Annotated in this window: 7 protein-coding genes; all 7 read left to right on the forward strand. The window is 77.0% G+C overall.

What is annotated here, in order from left to right; all coding sequences use genetic code 11:
* Positions 1-638: phosphopantetheine-binding protein (locus AB0469_RS36150; protein WP_366455787.1), on the forward strand; the 638-nt coding region annotated here is incomplete at its 5' end.
* Positions 635-1,426 carry an alpha/beta fold hydrolase gene (locus AB0469_RS36155; RefSeq protein ID WP_366455788.1) on the forward strand — a complete coding sequence of 264 codons (792 nt, stop codon included), beginning with the start codon at positions 635-637 and terminating at the stop codon, positions 1,424-1,426. The genes AB0469_RS36150 and AB0469_RS36155, both read left to right, overlap by 4 nt.
* 122 nt (positions 1,427-1,548) lie before the next feature.
* Entirely contained in the window at positions 1,549-2,604 is a 1,056-nt protein-coding gene (locus tag AB0469_RS36160; protein ID WP_366455789.1) for a TauD/TfdA family dioxygenase, read from the forward strand.
* Complete coding sequence (locus AB0469_RS36165) at positions 2,601-4,460, forward strand: non-ribosomal peptide synthetase (protein WP_366455790.1); 1,860 nt, start codon at positions 2,601-2,603, stop codon at positions 4,458-4,460. Before AB0469_RS36160 ends, AB0469_RS36165 begins: the two co-directional genes overlap by 4 nt.
* On the forward strand, positions 4,457-10,069 hold the full coding sequence (locus AB0469_RS36170; protein ID WP_366455791.1) for a condensation domain-containing protein: 5,613 nt from the start codon (positions 4,457-4,459) through the stop codon (positions 10,067-10,069). Before AB0469_RS36165 ends, AB0469_RS36170 begins: the two co-directional genes overlap by 4 nt.
* A 580-nt stretch (positions 10,070-10,649) precedes the next feature.
* Positions 10,650-17,855 (forward strand): amino acid adenylation domain-containing protein, encoded by a 7,206-nt coding sequence (locus AB0469_RS36175; protein ID WP_366455792.1) that lies wholly within the window; start codon positions 10,650-10,652, stop codon positions 17,853-17,855.
* Complete coding sequence (locus AB0469_RS36180) at positions 17,852-18,058, forward strand: MbtH family protein (protein ID WP_366455794.1); 207 nt, start codon at positions 17,852-17,854, stop codon at positions 18,056-18,058. The genes AB0469_RS36175 and AB0469_RS36180 overlap by 4 nt, the downstream gene beginning before the upstream one ends.
* The last annotated feature ends 8 nt before the right edge of the window (positions 18,059-18,066 follow it).

Here is an 18,066-nt window from a genome sequence, read left to right on the forward strand (position 1 = left end):
CCGACACCCAGATCAAGATCCGCGGCTTCCGCATCGAACCCACCGAGATCGAAACCCTCCTCACCACCCACCCCGACCTCACCCAGGCCACCCTGGCCACCCACACCGACCGGCACGGCACCCCCCGGCTCACCGCCTACGTGGTGGCTGCCGGGGAATCCGGCCCCGCGCCGCAGGAGGTCCGGCTGTGGCTGCGCGAGCGGCTGCCCGACCACATGGTCCCGGCGTTCGTGGTGCCGATGGAACGGCTGCCGCTCACCCCCAACGGGAAGATCGACAAGCGGGCGCTGCCCGTACCGCGCCCCGTCACCGCCGCCGGCGGACGCTCCCCGCGCACTCCCCTGGAGGAGACCGTGCTGGGCCTGTTCACCGAGGTCCTGGCGGTGACCGGACGGCTGTCGATCGACGACGACTTCTTCGACCACGGCGGGCACTCCCTGCTCGCCGCGCGCCTCACCCACCGCCTCGGGACCGCGCTGGACGTCTCCCTCACCCTGCGGGACGTGTTCCAGTACCCGACCCCGGCGGCCCTCGCCCAACGCCTCGAAGCCCGGCTGTCGGCCGGTGCGGCCCCGCCCCGGCGGACCCGGCCCGCCCTGCGCCGCCGCACCACCGACCAGGAACGGAGTACCTCATGAACGAGCACGACGCCGCCTTCCCCGCCCCCGACGACGTGGTGTGGGACCTGCCCGGCGAGGGACCGCAGCGCACCGCCCTGCTGGTCCTGCCGCACGCCGGCGGCAACGCCCACGCCTACGCCGGATGGCGCGAGCACCTGCCCGCCGACGTCCGGCTGCTGATCGGCCAGTACCCGGGGCGCGGGGCGCGCTTCGCCGAGGACCTGCCGCGCGACATCGCCGACCTGGCCGGCCCGGTGGCGGCCTGCCTGCCCGAGGGCGCCGCCGACGACCTGGTGGTGCTGGGGCACAGCATGGGCTCGCTGGTCGCCTTCGAGGTGGTGCGGCTGCTCCAGGCGGCCGGGCGCACCCCGCGGGCCCTGGTGGCCTCCGCCTGCCGGGCCCCGTTCCTCGACAACCCGGCCGTGGTCCGCCCGGAGCGGCTGGACGACGACGAGCTGGTCGCGGCGATCAAGGTGCGCGGCGGCACCGACGACGGCATCCTCGACGACCCCGAGCTCCGCGAGATCGTGATCCCGTCGATCCGCGCCGACTTCGCCATCGACGACGTGTACCGGTGCCCGCGGGACGAGGCCCGGGTGGACTGCCCGGTGACCGTGATCGGCGGGGACGCCGACCCGGTGGCCCCCGCCGCCTCCCTCGGCCGCTGGGCCGAGGTCACCGGCCGCCCGTTCGCCGCGCACACGCTGCCCGGCGGCCACTTCTACTTCCAGGACCGGCTTCCGGAGTTCTTCGAGGTGCTGGCCACGGTGGTCGGCGGCCGCACCCCGGCCCCCGCCGCGGCCTGACGCCCTCCCCCGGTCCCCGTCCGCAGTCCCCGTCCGCAGTCCCCGTCCGCAGTCCCCCTCCGCTCCCCGGCGGCGACGTACCGCCGGACACCCGAACGTCCGCACCCACCGCGAGGATTCCCATGACCGTCTACGCAGACGCCCCCGCCCCGGCCGCCCCCGTCGCCGACCACCCGGTGGTCCCCGTCCACGAGGCCGGCAAGCCCGCCGTCGTGCACACCCCGGCCGGGGCCGGACTGGCCGAGGCCGTGTCCTGGCTGACCGCCCACCGCGAGGAGATCCAGGCCGAGCTGCACCGCTCCGGCGCCGTCCTGCTGCGCGGCCTGCCCGTCACGGACGCCGCGAGCTTCGCCGCCGCCCGCGACGCCCTCGTCTCGCAGCGTGCCGGGTACAAGGAGAAGGCCACCCCGCGCACCGACTTCGGCGAGGGCGTGTTCTCCTCCACGGACCTCCCGGCCGTGCAGCCGATCCGCCTGCACAACGAGAACAGCTACACCCTGGACTTCCCGGGCGTGCTGCTCTTCGGCTGCGTGACCGCCCCCGAGGAGGGCGGCGCCACCACCGTCGGCGACATGCGCGAGGCGTTGCGGCTGCTGCCGCCGGAGCTGGTCGCCCGCTTCGAGGAGGCCGGCTGGCTGCTCGTCCGCAACTACTCGGAGCTGGCCGGTCTGCCCTGGTACAAGACCTTCGCCACGGAGGACAAGGCGGTCGCGGAGGCGTACTGCACGCAGAACACCGTCGGCTTCGCATGGCTCGACGACGACTCGATGGTGACCCGGCAGCGCCGCTCGGCGATCATCACGCACCCGGTGACGGGCGAGCGCAGCTGGTTCAACCACTTCGCCTTCTGGAACAGCCGCACCCTCGACCCGGACGTCCGCGAGGTGCTGGTCGAGACCTACGGCGAGGACGGACTGCCCTTCAACACCTACCTCGGGGACGGCAGCCGCCTCAGCGACGAGGAGGTCGACGCGATCAACGCGGTCTACGACCGGGTGACGGTCCGCGAGACCTGGCAGGCGGGCGATTTGATGCTCGTCGACAACCTGCTGTGCGCGCACGGCCGCGAGTCCTACAAGGGCGACCGGAAGATCCTCGTCGCCATGGGCGAGCCGGTCGCGCTGGCCGACTGCTCCCCCGCCTCCCAGCCCTCCACCAGCGTCTACACCGGGAAGTGACCACCTCCATGACCGCCGTCCTCCCCGAGCGCCCCCACACCGCCGCTGCCTGCGCCCCCGATGCCCGTGCCGCCGTCACCGACCTGCTGGACCGGCTGGCGCAGGCCCCGGCCGGCCGTACCGCCGTGGTCACCGCCGACCGCGAGCTGACCTTCGCCGAACTGCGCACCGAGGCCATGCGGTTCGCGGGCCGCCTGGCCGCCCGCGGCATCGGCCCCGAGAGCGTGGTCGCGCTGGCCCTGCCCCGCGGCTCCGCCCTGTTCACCGCCCTCGTCGGCACCCTCACCGCGGGCGCCGCCTACCTGCCGGTGGACCCGAAGCTGCCCGCCGACCGGCGCCGCCACCTCGTCGAGGACTCCGGTGCCGACCTGGTGGTCACCCCGGACGGGGACACCGGGGTCCTCGCCCCGGGCACGGCCCACGTGGCCGTCGGCGAGCTGACCGCCCCCGACGGCACCCCCGACCCGGAGTACCGGCCCGTGCCGGTGGCCGCCGACGGCCTGGCGTACGTCATCTACACCTCCGGCTCCACCGGCCTCCCCAAGGGCGTGGAGATCCACCGCGGCGCCGCCTCCGCCCTGCTCGCCGCTCTGGAGTCCGAGGGCATCGCCGCCCCCGGCCACGGCCGGGTCGGCTGGAACGCCTCCCCGTCCTTCGACGCCTCCGTGCAGCAGTGGGTACGGCTCTGCCGCGGCGACACCCTCGTCATGGTGGACGACGAGACCCGCGCCGACCCGGCGCTGCTGGCCCGGTTCGTCGACGAGCAGGCCCTGACCGACCTCGACATCACGCCCTCGCACGCCGAGTCCCTCCTCGACCTGCTCACCGAGGACGGCGGGCCGCGCCCGCTGACGCTCCTCATCGGCGGCGAGGCCATCGGCCCCGCCCTGTGGCGGCGGATCGGCGAGCGGGCCGCGGCCGGGGTGCTCCGCGCGGTCAACCTGTACGGGCCCACCGAGTGCACCGTGGACTCCACCGCCGGGTGGATCGACGCCGCGGACGCCCCGCACATCGGCGGCGTCCTTCCGGGCCTGGCCCTGCGGGTCCTCGACGACAAGCTGAACCCGGTGGAGCCCGGCGGCAGCGGCGAACTGTACCTGGCCGGCCCCCGCGTGGGCCGCGGCTACCGCCGCCGCCCCGCGCTCACCGCCGGGCGGTACGTGGCCGACCCGCAGGGCGACGGCGCCCGCATGTACCGCACCGGCGACCTGGTGCGGCTGCTGCCCGGCGGCCGACTCGGCTACCTCGGCCGCGCCGACGGCCAGGTCAAACTCCGCGGCCACCGCATCGAACTCCCCGAGATCGAGGCCGCGCTCACCGCCCACCCGGCCGTCGCCGAAGCCGTGGTGCTGCTGCGCGACGAAGTCAACGGCGCCCCCGGCCTGGTGGCCTACCACCGCCCCCAGGACCCCGCCGCCCCCGCCGACAGTGCGCAGCTGCGGACCCGCCTGGCGGCCTCGCTGCCCGCCTACATGGTCCCGGCCGCCTTCGTCGCCCTGGACCGCTTCCCCACCACCACCCAGGGCAAGCTGGACCGGGCCGCCCTGCCGGACCCCTGCCCGGCCGCCGCCGGGGACACCACGGCCGGAGCCCCCGGACTGACCCGCTCCCAGGCGCTGATCGCCGGGGTCTGGGCCACCGTCCTCGGCGCGAGCCGGATCGGCCCCGACGACAACTTCTTCAAGCTGGGCGGGCACTCCCTCCTCGCGATCAAGCTGGTGTCCCGGGTCCGCGCCGAACTCGGCGTCGCCCTCCCCGTGAAGGCCGTCTACGCCAACCCCCGGCTGCGCGACCTCGCCGCCCACATCGACACGCTCGTCGCCGCCGCGCCGGGCCAGGACGCAGAGGACCGATGACCGTGATCCCGCTGTCGTTCGCCCAGCGCCGGCTGTGGTTCCTGGGCCGCCTCCACGGACCCTCCGCCGCGTACAACGCCCCCGTCGTCCTGCACCTGGACGGGGTGCCGGACCCCGACGCCCTGCGCGGCGCCCTCGCCGACCTGGCGGAGCGGCACGAGGTCCTGCGCACGGTCCTGGCGGCCGGACCCGACGGAGAACCGCACCAGCGGGTGCTGGACGCCACCGCCGTGCCGCCGCTGACCGTCGAGGACTGCGCGCCCGGGGCCCGCGGGGCGGCCGTGGCCGCCTTCGTCCGGCAGGCGATCGACATCACGGCCCGGCCGCCGCTGCTCACGCGGCTGTTCCGGTCCGGTGACGGGACCTCGGTCCTGGTCCTGCTCGTCCACCACGTCGCCACCGACGGCTGGTCGGTCCGGCCGCTGCTGCGGGACCTGGCCACGGCGTACGCGGCCCGGCTCGCCGGCACCGCCCCCGGCTGGGAGCCGCTGCCCGTCCGGTACACCGACTACACCCTGTGGCAGCACGAGCTGCTGGGCGACCCGGCCGACCCCGGCAGCCTGGCCGCGGAGCAGCTCGCCCACTGGCGGCAGGTCCTGGCGGGCGCCCCGGCGCTCACCGCCCTGCCCGCCGACCGCCCCCGCCCCGCCGAGCCCTCGGGGCGCGGCGCCACCGTCACCGGCCGCCTCGACGCGGCGGCCCACGGCGGGCTGCTGGCCCTCGCCCGGGGCCGCCGGGCCAGCCTCACCATGGCGGCCCGGGCCGCACTGGCCGCCACCCTGGCCGCCGCCGGGGCGGGCGAGGACCTGGTGATCGGGGCGCCCGTCGCGGGCCGCCCCGAGGAGGACCTGTACGAGCTGGTCGGGTTCTTCGTGAACTCCCTGGCCCTGCGCACCGACGTGTCCGGGGACCCGGCCGCCGCGGAGCTGCTGGACCGGGTCCGCGAGGCGGACCTCGCCGCCTACGAACACCAGGAGCTGCCCTTCGACGTGCTCGTGGAGCAGCTGGCCCCCGAACGGGCCCTGGGCCGCCACCCGTTCTTCCAGGTGATGCTGACGGTGGCCGCCGAGGGCCCGGACTCCGGGCCGCTGCGGCTCGCCGGGGGCATCACGGGCACCACCGCCGACACCGGTCTGGACGCCGCCAAGTTCGACCTGACCTGGTACTGCGCCGAACGGCACACCGCCGACGGCCGTCCCGACGGCCTGGACGTGGCGCTGACCTACGCCGAGGACCTGTTCGACGAGGACACCGCCCGCCTGCTGCTGGGCGGCTACCTCAAGGCCCTCGCCGGGTTCGCCGACGCCCCGCTGCGCCCGGTGGGCGCGCTGGAGCCGTTCACCGCCGCCGAGCGGGCGGCGCTGGCCGGGCGCCGCGAACGCCTGGAGCGGGCGGCCGCCGAGCGGTCGGCCGCCGCGGCGCCCGCCCCGGTCCGCACCGACGTCCTCTCGCCCCGCGAGGAGATCCTGTGCGGGTTGTTCGCGGAGATCCTAGGCCTGGACGCACTGCCCGCGGACGCCAACTTCTTCCGCAACGGCGGTCATTCACTGCTCGCCGGGAAGCTCGTCAACCGCGTCCGGGCCGCGCTCGGCGTCCCCGCCGGCATCCGTGACCTGTTCCTCGCCCCGACCCCGGCGGCCCTGCACCGCAGGCTGGCCGCCGCGGACCCGGCGGACGGACCGGACCGCCCCGCCCTCGCCGCCGTACCGGCCGGCGAGCGGCCCGCCCTGCTGCCGCTGTCAGCGGCGCAGCGCGCCCTGTGGCTGCTGGGCCGCATCGAGGGGGCCACGGCCGCCTACAACGCCCCGCTGGTGCTGCGCCTGGACGGGGTGCCCGGCCGGCGGGCGCTGGCGGCGGCGCTGGCCGACCTCACCGGCCGCCACGAGGTGCTGCGCACCGTGTACGGGGCGGAGGGCGGGGAGCCGTACCAGCGGGTGCGCTCCCTCGCCGGGGCCCCGGTGCCGGAGTGGCGGGAGGTACCGGCCGCCGGTCTGGACGCGGCCGTCGAGGCGTACGGCCGGGAGCACCTGGACCTGGCGGGCGAGGGGCCGCTGCGGGCCGCCGTGTTCCTGCCCGGGGACGGCACGGCCGTGCTGGTGCTGCTCGTCCACCACATCGCCACCGACGGCTGGTCGCTGGCCCCGCTGCTGCGGGACCTCGGGGAGGCGTACGGGGCGCGGCTGGCGGGCCGGGCACCGGCGTGGCGGGCCCTGCCGGTGCAGTACGCGGACTTCGCGCTGTGGCAGCGGGCCCTGCTGGCCGGACCGGCCCGGGACCGGCTGCTCGGCTTCTGGAAGGAGGCCCTGGACGGGCTGCCCGGGCGGACGGACCTCCCGTACGACCGGCCGCGTCCGGCCGAGCCGACGGGGCGCGGGGCGGCGGTGACGGCCGCGCTGGACGCGCAGGCGCACCGGGGCCTGGCGGGGCTGGCGCGGGAGCGGCGGGCCAGCCTGTTCATGGTGGCGCGGGCGGCGCTGGCTGCGGCCCTGTCCGCGGCTGGCGCCGGGACCGACCTGGCGGTGGGCACGCCGGTGGCGGGCCGCTCCGACGAGGCCCTGCACGAGGTGGTGGGCTGCTTCGTCAACTCCCTGGTGCTGCGGGCCGATCTGGCCGGGGACCCGGCGGTGGGCGAGCTGGTGGACCGGGTGCGGGACGCCGACCTGGCCGCCTTCGACCACCAGGACCTGCCCTTCGACGTGCTGGTCGAGGAGCTGGCGGAGCCGGGCCGGGCGCTGGGTGAACACCCCTTCTTCCAGGTGATGCTGACGGTGCAGGAGGCCGCTGACAAGCCGGTGCGGCTGGGACCGCTGACGGCCGGCGCCGGCAGCACCGACCTGGGCGCGGCCAAGTTCGACCTGTCCTTCCACTGCGCGGTGCGGCGGTCCCCGGACGGCGCCCCCGCGGGCCTCGACCTGTACCTCGGGTACGCCGAGGACCTGTTCGGCGCGGAGACGGCGGAGCTGCTGCTGTCGGTGTTCGGGCGGGCCCTGCGGGCCTTCGCCGCGGCGGCCGGCGACGGGACCGGGACCGGGACGCGGCTGTCGGAGCTGGAGCTGGTGACGGCGGCCGAGGCGCGGGACCTGGCCGGGCGGCGGGAGCGGCTGGCGGAGGCGGCCTCGCGGGCGGAGGCCGGGGCGGCCGCGGCCGGCGGGGCCTCGGCGGCCGGTCCGGCGGCCCCGCGGGTGGAGATCCTGTGCACCCTGTTCGCGCAGGCCCTGGGCCGTGAGGAGCACGGACCGGAGGCCAACTTCTTCAAGTCGGGCGGGCATTCGCTGCTGGCCAGCAAGCTGGTCAACCGGGTGCGGTCGGTGCTGGGCGTGGAGGCGGGCATCCGGGACCTGTTCCTGGCCCCGACCCCGGCCGCCCTGCACCGGCGGCTGGGAGCGGCCGGTGCGGCGGGGACGGCCCGGCCGGTGCCGGCCGCCGTGCCCGCGGCGGACCGGCCGCGGCGGCTGCCGCTCTCGTACGCGCAGCGCCGGCTGTGGTTCGTGGACCAGCTGGAGGGCCCGTCCGCGACGTACAACATCGCGCTGGTGCGGCGGCTGGAGCGGCCGCTGGACCCGATGGCGCTGGCGGACGCCCTGGCGGACGTCGCGGCGCGGCACGAGGTGCTGCGCACGGTGTACGGGGCCGAGGGCGGGGAGCCGTACCAGGAGGTGCTGGCGCAGGCCCGGCCGCAGCTGGAGCTGGGGCGTCCGGCGGACGTGGCGGCGGCGGTGGACGCGGCCGCGGGCCACGTCTTCGACCTGGCGCGGGACCTGCCGCTGCGGGCCTGGCTGTTCTTCCCGCAGGGCGAGGGGCGCCAGACGCTGGTGCTGCTGCTGCACCACATCGCGGCGGACGGCTGGTCCACCGGGCCGCTGCTGGCGGACCTGTCCGCCGCCTACGAGGCGCGGGCCGGGGGCCGGGCCCCGGAGGGGGCGGCGCTGCCGCTCCAGTACGCCGACTACACGCTGTGGCAGCGGGAGCTGCTGGCGGGGGACGGGGCGGACCGGGAGCTGCGGTTCTGGGAGGGGACCCTGGCGGGGCTGCCGCCGCTGACGGACCTGCCGACGGACCGGCCGCGTCCGCCCCTGCCCTCGGGGCGGGGCGGGCTGACCGGGTTCACGGTGCCCGCCGGGGTGCACGAGGCCCTGGTGCGGACGGCCCGTTCGCGGGGGGCCACGCTGTTCATGGCGGTGCAGGCGGCGCTGGCGGCCTGCCTGACCCGGCTGGGCGCCGGCACGGACCTGGCGGTGGGCACGACCGTGGCCGGGCGGGGCGACGAGGCGCTGTCGGGGCTGGTCGGGTTCTTCGTGAACACGCTGGTGCTGCGGACGGACACCTCCGGGGACCCGGACTTCGGGACGCTGCTGGAGCGGGTCCGGGACGCGGACCTGGCGGCCTACGACCACCAGCAGCTGCCCTTCGACCGGCTGGTGGAGCACCTGAACCCGCACCGGTCCTCGGCGCACCACCCGCTGGTGCAGGTGATGCTCCAGGTGAACGCGCTGGCGGGGGCGGGCGGGCCGCTGACGGGCCCCCTCGCCGGCGCGGAGCTGCCGTTCGGGTCGGCCACGGCCAAGTCGGACCTCACCTTCGCGCTGACCGAGCGGGAGGACGGCTCGCTGGCCGGGGTGCTGGAGTACGCGACGGACCTCTACGGGCCGTCGGGCGCGGCCCGGCTGGCGTCCCTGCTGGGGGCGGCGCTGGAGCTGTTCGCGGCGGACCCGTCGGCGCGGGTCGGCGACCTGGCGGCCCCGGCGGACCGGCGCGGGGAGCGGCCGCTCGTGGGCGGGTACCGGATCGACCCGGCGCACGTCACCGAGGTGCTGTCGGCCCATCCGGCGGTGCGCTGGGCCCGGGTCCGGGCCGAGGGCGGCCGGATGCTGGCCGAGGTGGCGGTGGCCGGGGCGGCGGAGTCCGGGGTCACGGAGGCCGTGCTGCAGTCCTGGGCGGCGGAGCGGCTGCCGGAGTACGCGGTGCCGGCGGCGGTGACGGTGACCGGGGAGCCGGTCCCGGGGGCCGCGGGTCCGGGGGCCGCGGGTCCGGGGGCCGCGGGTCCGGGGGCAGCGCTCCCGGGGGCAGCGGGTCCGGGGGCCGCGGGTCCGGGCGGGTCCGGTACGGGGGCGGCCGGTGCCGGAGCCGGAACGACCGGGTCCCCTGCCGGGGCCGCCGGGGCCGCTGCCGGAACGGCCGGGGCCGCCGGGGCCGCTGCCGGAACGGCCGGGTCCCGTGCCAGGGCGGCCGGGGCCGGGGCCGTCGGGGCCGCGTCGGAGGGTGGCGCAGGGGGCGGGGCGGCCGCTCCCGGGGACCTGCTGCTGGCGGGTCTGCTGCGGCTGTTCACTGAGGTCCTGGACGGGCGGGACGTGGGCCCGGCCGACAACTTCTTCAAGGCGGGCGGGCATTCGCTGCTCGCGGTACGGCTGGTCAACCGGGTCCGGACCGAGCTGGGCCGGGAACTGACCCTGCGGGAGGTGTTCCGGCACCCGACGCCCGCGAAGCTGGCGGCGTACCTCGCGGCGGCGGCCGTCCCGGCCGGCCCGCTCCTGGTCGTACCGCCGGTCCCGCCCACCCCGCCCCCGCTGCGCCGCCGCACCCGCGCCGGGACCCGCGTCCGGCAGCCGTAGCGGGCCGGTGCGGTACGCCGACCCCGAGGAGGCCCGAGGAGGCCCGAGGAGGCCCGCCCCCCTGTGTGGGGGCGGGCCTCCTCACCGTGCCGCTGCCCGGGGGGCCGCCTCCCCGGCCCCGCCTGCCTGGCCGGGCGGGGTGGGAGCCCGGCGGCATACGCGGAAGTCCCCGGCTCCTCCGCCCTGGACGGCCCCCGCGCGCCCAGCGGGGCGTGGCGCCTGCGCGGGAGCCTGGCGGCATACACGCAAGACCGCCACAGGGCCCACCCCGGCAGAACCCCCGTGCCCGGCGGGGCGACAGGGGCCGTGCCCAGGGCGGGGTGCCTGGTCGGGGCCCCAGGCGGGGCGCCCGTGCGGAAGCCCGGCGGCATGCGCGGAAGGCCGCCGGGCTCCCAACCCCGGCGGAGCCCGGCGGCAGGCGGACCCGCAGGCCGGGTGAGGCGGCAGTAGCCGGCGGCAGTTCGGGGGCAGAGGGGGCGGTGGAGCTGCCCCGGGGACTGCCCGCCGGGGGCCCGGCGGGTGCCTAGCGTGGGGGCACGTCACCCGCTCCGCCCCCGATCCCTCGCCTGGAGGCCCCGCGATGCCCTCGACCGCCCCCACCGCCTCCGCCGTCCTGGACGGCGGCCCGGCGCCCGGTCCGGCGCCCCGCGTCCTGGACCGGATCGCCGGGCAGGACGCCGAGCGGGTCGCCCTGGTCCACGGCGACCGGCGGATGACGTACGGTCAGCTGGCCCTCGCCGTGGCGTTCCGGGCCGACGAGCTGGCCGCCCTGGGTGCCGGTCCGGGCCGACTGGTGGCCGTGCGGCGGCCCAGGGGCATCGAGGCCGTCGTGGGCCTGCTCGCGGTGCTGCGGACGGGCGCCGCCTACCTGCCCCTGGACCCGGCCGCCCCGGCCGCCCGCACCGCCGCCGTCCTCGCCGACTGCACCGGCTCGGCACAGCCCGGGGCCCCCGAGGGCGAGACCGTGCTGCCCGGCCCGGGGGTCGGCCCGGACGACGCGTACGTGATCTACACCTCGGGCTCCACCGGCACCCCGAACGGCGTGGTCGTCGGGCAGGACGCGCTGGCCCACTTCACCGCCGGGGCCATCGAGGTCTACGGGATCACCGCCGAGGACCGCGTGCTGCAGTTCGCGCCGCTGCACTTCGACGCCAGCGTCGAGGAGGTGTTCTGCACCCTGGGCGCCGGCGCCACCCTGGTCCTGCGCGAGGACGAGATGCTCGACGTGCCCGGTCTGCTGGCGGGCTGCGCCGCCCACGGGGTCACCGTCCTGGACCTGCCCACCGCCTACTGGCACGAGCTGGCGCACGCGGTGTCCGCCGGGCTCGCCGAACTCCCGCCCTCCCTGCGGACGGTCGTCATCGGCGGGGAGGCCGCGCTGCCCGAGCGGGTGGCGCGGTGGGCGGCGGCCGTGGACCCGGAGCGGGTCCGGCTGCTGAACACGTACGGGCCCACCGAGGCCACCGTGGTCGCCACCGTCGCGGACCTGTCCCGGTACGCGGGCGGCCCGGTGCCCATCGGCACCCCGCTGCCCGGGGTGCGGGCCGCCGTGGTCGGGGGCGAGCTGTGGCTGCTCGGCGGCGGGCTGGCCCGGGGCTACCTGGGGCGGCCGGAGCTGACGGAGCGCCGGTTCGCCCGGCTCGGCGGCGAGCGCGCCTACCGCACCGGCGACCTGGTGCGGGTGCGCGAGGACGGCCTGCTGGGCTTCGAGGGCCGCGCCGACGACGAGGTGAAGATCAACGGCCACCGGGTGGACCCGGCCTCCGTGGAATCGGTGCTCTCCGGGCACCCCGCCGTCCGCGAGGCGGCCGTGGTCGCCGTGGCCGCGCCCGGCGGCGGCAGGCGGCTGGCCGCCTTCGTGGTGGCCGGCCCCGGCGCCGACGGGCCCGCCCTGCGCGAGCACACCCGGCTGGCGCTGCCCGCCGCGGCCGTGCCCGGCAGCTTCGAGCTGGTCGCGGCCCTGCCCCGAACCTCCTCCGGGAAGATCGACCGCAAGGCCCTGCGGGCCGCGGCGGAACGGACGGCACCCGCCGCCCCCGCCGCCCCGGACCCGGCGTACGACGTGTTCGCCGGGGAGCCGCTGCCCGCCGAGGACCGGGTGCCGCTGTCGTACGCGCAGCGCCGCCTGTGGTTCCTCGCCGGACTCGAAGGCCCCTCCGCCACCTACCACCTGCCGCTGGTGCTGCGCCTCGACGAGGTGCCCGACGAGGGGGCGCTGGCCGCCGCCCTCGCCGACCTGGTGGAGCGGCACGAGGTGCTGCGCACCGTGTACCCGGCCGTGGCCGGGGAGCCCTACCAGCACGTCCTGGAGGCGCCGCCGGTCCCGCTGGACGTGCGCCGCCCCGCCCCCGGGGCCCTCGACGCCGAGGTGGCCCGGTTCACCGCGGGCACCTTCGACCTCGCCGCCCAGCTCCCGCTGCGCGCCGCCCTGTTCCTCACCGGGGAGAAACCGGGCGGGGAACCGGGCGGGGAACCGGGCGGGGAACCGGGCCGGGAGCCGGGCCGGGAGCCGGCCGCCACCCTGGCGCTGCTGACCCACCACATCGCCACCGACGGCTGGTCGGTGGGCCCGCTGCTCGCCGACCTCGCCGCCGCGTACGCGGCCCGCCGCGCGGGCACCGCGCCCGACTGGGAGCCCCTGCCGGTCCAGTACGCCGACTACACCCTCTGGCAGCAGGACCTCCTCGCGGACCCGGCGGCCCTGCTGGAGCACTGGACCGCCGCCCTGGACGGCATGCCCACCGTGCTCGACCTGCCCGCGGACCGGCCGCACCCGGCCGAGCCCACCGGCACCGGAGCCACCGTCACCGCCCGCCTGGAACCGGAGGCGCTGCGCCGTCTGACGGCGCTCGGCGAGGACCGGGGCGCGAGCCTCCTCATGGTGCTCCAGCCCGCCCTCGCCCTGGCCCTGGCGGCGGCCGGGGCCGGGGAGGACATCGCCGTGGGCACCCCCGTCGCGGGCCGCGGCGACGAGGCCCTCGACGCACTGGTGGGCTTCTTCGTCAACACGCTGGTGCTGCGCACCGACGTGGCCGGCCCCGCCACCTACGCCGAACTCGTCGACCGGGCCCGGGAGGCGGACCTCGCCGCCTACGCCCACCAGGACCTGCCCTTCGACCTGCTGGTCGAGCACCTCTCCCCCGAACGCGGCCTCGCCGTCAACCCGTTCTTCCAGGTCATGCTCACCGCCCAGGAGGAGGACGGATCCGGCCTGCGCGCCGCCGGCCCGCTCGCCGGGACCTTCGCCGAACCGGGCCTGGAGGCCGCCAAGTTCGACCTCAGCGCCTCCTGCGTGGCGCTGCCCGGCGACGGCGGGCTCCGGGTGTGGTGGCAGTACGCGGCCGACCGCTTCGAACCGGAGACCGCCCGGCTGCTGCTGGACCTGTTCGTCCGCGCCCTGGAGCGGGCCGCTGCCGACCCGCACGCCGTCACCGACGCGCGGGCCCTGCTCACCGACCGGGAGGCGGACCGGATCGCCGCCCTGCGCGCCGGGCTGGCCCGCGCGGAGGAGGAGCGGCGCGCCGAAGCGGCCCGGGAGGCCGCCGTCGGCCCGGACGCCGGGCAGGAGGCCGCCGTCACCCTGCTGCGGAGCCTGTTCGCCGAGGTGATCGGGGTGGCGGCGGTCGGCCGGGACGACAACTTCTTCTCCGTGGGCGGGCACTCCATGTCCGGGGTGCGCCTGGTCAACCGGATCCGCGCCGCCCTCGGGACGGAGGCCCGCATCCGCGACCTGTTCCTCGCCCCCACCCCCGCCCTGCTGGCCGCCCGCCTGCTGCGCGCGGCCGCCCCCTCCGGACGGCCCGGACCGGTGCCCGTACCGGAGGCGCTGCGGCCCGGGCGGATGCCGCTGTCGTACGCGCAGCGCCGGCTGTGGTTCGTGGACCAGCTGGAGGGCCCGAGCCGTTCGTACACCATCCCCTTCGCCCTGCGCCTGGACCGGCCGCTGGACCCGGAGGTGCTCGCCGACGCCCTCGCGGACGTCGCGGAACGCCACGAGGTGCTCCGCACCGTCTACCCGGCGGTGGAGGGCGAGCCGTACCAGCGGGTGCTGTCCGGCCCGGCCGCCCGGCCGGAGCTGGAGACCGTGTCCTGCCCGGCCGGGGAGGTCGCCGACGCCGTGGACGCGGCCGCGGGCCGGGTCTTCGACCTGGCCGCCGACCTGCCGGTACGGGCCGCGCTGATCACCCCGGAGGGCACCGGCCCGGACGGTCCCGGACAGGTCCTGGTGCTGGTGGTGCACCACATCGCCGCCGACGGCTGGTCCACCGGCCCGCTGCTGTCCGACCTGTCCGCCGCCTACGCGGCCCGGGCCGCGGGCACCGCACCCGGCTGGCGGCCGCTGCCCGTGCAGTACGCCGACTACACCCTGTGGGAGCGGGCGGCGCTGACCGGGGAGGCGGCCGGGGAACACGTGGAGTTCTGGCGGACGGCCCTGGCGGGCGCCCCCGAGGTGCTGGAGCCCACGCCGGCCCGGACCCGGCCCGCGGACGCCTCCCGGCGCGGCGCGGCCGTGCCGGTGGCCCTGGACGCCGGGGTGCACGCCCGGCTGGAGGAACTGGCCCTGGCACACGGCGCCTCCCTGTTCATGGTGGTGCAGGCGGCCGTCGCGGCCCTCCTGACCCGGCACGGGGCCGGCACCGACCTGCCGCTGGGCACGGTGGTCGCGGGCCGTGAGGACGAGGCCCTGTCGGACCTGGTGGGCTTCTTCGTCAACACGCTGGTGCTGCGGACGGACACCTCCGGCGACCCGGCCTTCGCCGAGCTGCTGGACCGGGTCCGCGCCACCGACCTGGCCGCCTTCGCCCACCAGGAGCTGCCCTTCGACCTGCTGGTGGAACGCCTCAACCCGGCGCGCTCCACGGCCCGCCACCCGCTGGTGCAGACAGTGGTGCAGGTCCACCCGGCCGAACCGCAGACCCCGCCGGGCACCGCCCTCACCGGCACCCCGCTGGGCACGGAGTCCGGGTTCACCAAGTTCGACCTGACGGTGTCCCTGCGCGAGGCCCGGACCCCGGACGGAACGGCCGGCGGCCTGGCGGGCGTGCTGGAGTACGCCACCGACCTGTACGACGCGGACACCGCCGCGATGCTCGCCGTCCACCTGGAGCGCACCCTGCGCGCGGTGGCCGAGGACCCGGCACGGCGCATCGGGGACCTGCCGCTGCTCTCCGCCGAGGAGGAGCACCGGCTGCTGGCGGAGTACAACGACACCACCGTCCCGCGGGCCGCCCCCGGCCTGGTCCACGAGCGGTTCTCCGCGCAGGCCCGCCGCACCCCCGACCGCACGGCGCTGTCCTTCGGCGAGGAGCGGGTGACCTACGCCGAGCTGGACGCCCGTGCCAACGCGCTCGCGCACCGCCTCGTGGCGGCCGGGGTCGCCCGGGAGGACGCCGTCGGCGTGCTCATGGACCGCACCCCGCTGCTGCTGGTGGCGGCGCTGGCGGTGCTCAAGTGCGGGGCGGCGTACGTGCCGCTGGACCCGCGGCTGCCCGAGGCCCGGGTCCGCATGATCCGGGAGGACACCGGGGCGCGGGTGCTGCTCACCCGGGCGGAGCACCTGGGCTCGGCGGCGGCGGTGCAGGAGGCCGCGGCGGGGGTGCTGGTGCTGGCCGCGGACGCGGCGGACGGCGAACCGGACGGGGACGTGGGCTGGGAGTCCCGCACCGCGGACCCGGGCGTCGCGGTGGGCGAGGACGCCCTGATGTACGTGATGTTCACCTCGGGCTCCACCGGGCGCCCCAAGGGGGTCGGGGTCACCCACCGCAACGTCACCGAGCTGGTGACGGACCGCTGCTGGGACCTCGACCACCACCGGCGGATGCTGGTGCACTCGGCGATCGGCTTCGACGCCTCCACCTACGAACTGTGGGTGCCCCTGCTGGGCGGCGGCGAGCTGGTGGTCTGCCCCGGGGACGGCACCGACCTCGCGGAGATCGACCACACGGTCCGCAGCCGGGGGGTGACCGCCGCCTACTTCACGATGGGTCTGTTCCACATCATGGCCGACGAGGGCCTGGACACCCTGAAGCTGCTCGACGAGGTGTGGACGGGCGGGGACGTGGCCTCCCCCAGCGCCCTCCAGCGCGTGCTCACCCACTGCCCGGACACCGTGCTGGTGCACAGCTACGGCCCCACCGAGACCACCTTCGCCTCGCACTGGCAGCGCTTCTCCACCGGGCAGCGGACCGTGCACGGCGTGTACCTGGGGGCGGCCCTGGACAACACCCGGGTGTACGTGCTGGACGAGCGGCTGCGGCCGGTCCCGCGGGGCGTGGCCGGGGAGATGTACATCGCCGGCAGCCAGGTGGCGCGCGGCTACCTGGGGCGGCCCGGGCTCACCGCGGAGCGCTTCCTGCCGGACCCGTTCGGGGCGGACGGCGGCCGGATGTACCGCACCGGCGACCTGGTCCACTGGACCGCCGGGGGCGAACTGCGCTTCCTGGGACGGGCGGACGGGCAGATCAAGCTCCGCGGGTTCCGGATCGAGCCCGGCGAGATCGAGGCCACGCTGGCCCGCCATCCCGGGGTCGGACAGGTCACGGTGGTGGTCTTCGAGGAGGGCCCCGGCGGGAAGCGGCTGGTGGCGTACGCCGTGCCGCGGGCCGGGCACGGGCTGACCGCGGAGGGCCTGCTGCGGTGGGCCGCGGACGAGCTGCCCGAACACATGGTGCCCTCGGCGGCGGTCCTGCTGGACGCCATCCCGCTGACCGTCAACGGCAAGCCCGACCGCGGGGCGCTGCCCGCCCCGGCCCCGGCGGAGCGCACCGCCGGACGGGCCCCGCGCACTCCGCGCGAGGAGCTGCTGTGCGGGCTGTTCCGCGAGGTGCTGGGGGTGGCGGAGGTCGGCATCGACGACAACTTCTTCACCCTGGGCGGGCATTCGCTGCTCGGCGTGCGGCTGGTCAGCCGGATGCGGGCGGTGCTCGGTCTGGAGCTGGGCGTGCGGGACCTGTTCCGGACGCCGACCGTGGCGGGACTGCTCGGGGACGAGCCCACCGGCTTCGACCCGATGGGCGTGGTGCTGCCGCTGAACGCGGAGGGCGGCAGGAACCCGCTGTTCTGCATCCATCCGGGGACGGGCGTCGGCTGGACCTACGCCGGCCTCACCCGGCACCTGGGCCCGGACCAGCCGCTGTACGCCATCCAGGCACGGGCGCTGAGCGAGCTGGGGCACTCCCCGGAGTCGGTGGAGGAGATGGTGGCGGACTACCTGCCGCTGATCCGCGAGGTCCAGCCGCACGGCCCGTACCGCTTCCTGGGGTGGTCCTTCGGCGGGACCGTCGCCCACGCCCTGGCGGTGCGCCTGGCCGAACTGGGCGAACGCACCGAGCTGCTGGCCATGATGGACGTGCACCTGCTGCCGACGGAGCCCGAGCGGCGCCGGATGACCCCGGCGCAGAAGCGGGACATGCTGGTCGGCGACGCCTCGGACGAGCCCGAGGACGCGCCCTTCGACACGGACGCCCTCATCGGCCTGGTCCGGCTCAAGGACCCGGTGCTCGGCGCCTTCTCCGACGAGGAGATCCGTTCGGTGATCGGCGCCTCCATCAACCACGCCGAAATCATGAACCTCTATTCCCCGCAGCCCGTGAAAACGGACATGCTGTTCCTCGGAGCCCTGGAGGACGGGGAAACGGAGAACACCCTCACACAGCACTGGATTCCCTATGTGGACGGCACCGTGGAAAACCATGTGATCGGAGTTCCGCACACCAGAATGGGTGAACCGGAACCGCTTTCCCAGATCGGCCGCATCCTTTCCGAGAAACTGAGGAGCCTGTCATGACCAACCCCTTCGACGACACCGAGGGCACCTTCCACGTCGTGGTGAACGCCGAGGGCCAGCACGCCCTGTGGCCCGTGTTCACGGACGTTCCCGCAGGCTGGGACGTGGTCTGGGGTCCGGGTGAGCACGCCGGCGCGCTGGCCTACGTGGAGCGGAACTGGACCGACATCCGCCCGCTGAGCCTCGTGGCCCAGCACTCCTGAACCAGCCC

The sequence above is a fragment of the Streptomyces sp. NPDC093801 genome (genome assembly GCF_040701585.1).
Taxonomy (GTDB): Bacteria; Actinomycetota; Actinomycetes; order Streptomycetales; family Streptomycetaceae; genus Streptomyces.

Coding starts and splice junctions, on each gene's coding strand:
- AB0469_RS36160 (WP_366455789.1), top strand. CDS start 1,549: ATGACCGTCTACGCAGACGCCCCCGCCCCGGCCGCCCCCGTCGCCGAC.
- AB0469_RS36170 (WP_366455791.1), top strand. CDS start 4,457: ATGACCGTGATCCCGCTGTCGTTCGCCCAGCGCCGGCTGTGGTTCCTG.
- AB0469_RS36155 (WP_366455788.1), top strand. CDS start 635: ATGAACGAGCACGACGCCGCCTTCCCCGCCCCCGACGACGTGGTGTGG.
- AB0469_RS36175 (WP_366455792.1), top strand. CDS start 10,650: ATGCCCTCGACCGCCCCCACCGCCTCCGCCGTCCTGGACGGCGGCCCG.
- AB0469_RS36180 (WP_366455794.1), top strand. CDS start 17,852: ATGACCAACCCCTTCGACGACACCGAGGGCACCTTCCACGTCGTGGTG.